This window comes from Colwellia sp. KU-HH00111, from assembly GCF_040362745.1.
Classification (GTDB): Bacteria; Pseudomonadota; Gammaproteobacteria; order Enterobacterales; family Alteromonadaceae; genus Colwellia.
The window spans coordinates 1-1,282 of the sequence record NZ_BAABWO010000021.1 but is presented as its reverse complement, the minus strand read 5'-3'; the positions used below and the strand labels follow the sequence as shown (position 1 = coordinate 1,282).

Annotated in this window: 1 protein-coding gene; it reads right to left on the bottom strand. The window is 39.1% G+C overall.

The window, feature by feature from the left end; all coding sequences use genetic code 11:
- Positions 1-36: 36 nt before the first annotated feature.
- Positions 37-1,229, bottom strand: a protein-coding gene (locus ABXG98_RS18945; protein WP_353540273.1) for an IS3 family transposase whose coding sequence is annotated in 2 segments (ribosomal slippage) — positions 37-921 and positions 924-1,229 — 1,191 coding nt in all. Because the reading frame shifts where the segments join, the coding sequence is not laid out codon by codon here.
- Between the last annotated feature and the right edge of the window lie 53 nt (positions 1,230-1,282).

Sequence of the window (1,282 nt, the reverse complement as noted above, 5' to 3'; positions counted from 1 at the left end):
GTGATCTTCCCCCGATAAAGTGGACACCATCCACTTTTAATTAACTGCCGATTCAAACTCAGCAGGTGTTTTATATCCTAAACTCGAATGTAGTCGTTGTCTATTGTAAAAACAATTCAAGTAACCTTTTAATTTTGAATGTAATTTATCCATTGTTTCAAATTTATTCCCCCTAATTAAATCAGCCTTAAGCGAATGAAAGAATGATTCGACTTCAGCATTGTCAGTACAACAACCTGGGCGATTCATACTCGCTTTAATCTCATGTTTAATTAAGAACTGTTGCACCACATGCGCTCTATATTCTGCGCCCCTGTCGGTATGAAATAAAACCGTTTCTGTTGGCTTGCGTTTATTAATAGCAAGCTGCAATGCTTTAAGCGTTAATGAGGTCGTTTTGTTTTTACCCAATGCCCAACCTATGACTCTACGAGAATATAAATCAATGACTACGGCTAAGTAATGCCAACGAGCACCCACTTTTAAATAGGTTACATCACCTGACCATTGCTGATTAATATTCGTGGCTTTATCAATCTCTTTACGATGGTTCTTAATCGCTTTATAAAAGAACTTCACTTTAGCAGGCCTACTATAAGTTTTCAGTGCGCGAGCACGTAAACCATGTTGTCGCATAAGTCGTGCTACACGCTTTTCACTGGTAACAATCCCTTCACGTTTCAATGCTTGGAAAACACGAGGACTGCCATATGTTTGTCTATTGGTAATGAACACTCGTTTAATGTGTGAAAGTAGCTCTGCATCGGCTTTAGTTCTTAATGAGGAAGGTCGCTTTCTCCACGCATAATACCCACTACGAGACACCTTAAGCCAACCACACAGGTAGTTAACGCCTAACTTTTGTCCGAACTGTTGGATGAATCCAAATCGCTCTGATGGACTTCCGCCAGATACCGTTGCCACTTTTTTAGTAAATCATTCTCCAGCTTCAAACGCTCATTCTCTTTTTCTAGCTGTTTGATTTTATTTAACTCTTTTTTATTTGGAAGTTTCGCCATGAGTTCTTTATTGCAGCTATAGCGCGGTTTAGTTGAAAACTTACCTTCTCGATACTCTTTACGCCAACGAGATAACATGAAGGGGTGTATATCGAGTGCATTAGCAACATCCTTTGATAAAACATTGTTTCTTAAGCTTAGCTCGACTGCTTTAATTTTGAAATCGACAGGATAAAACCATGTCTTTTTAGGTTGGGTATATCTAGGCATTTTAGCCTCCTCAATGTGATGAGAAGGTGTCCACTAAAACGGGTGAACTTCAT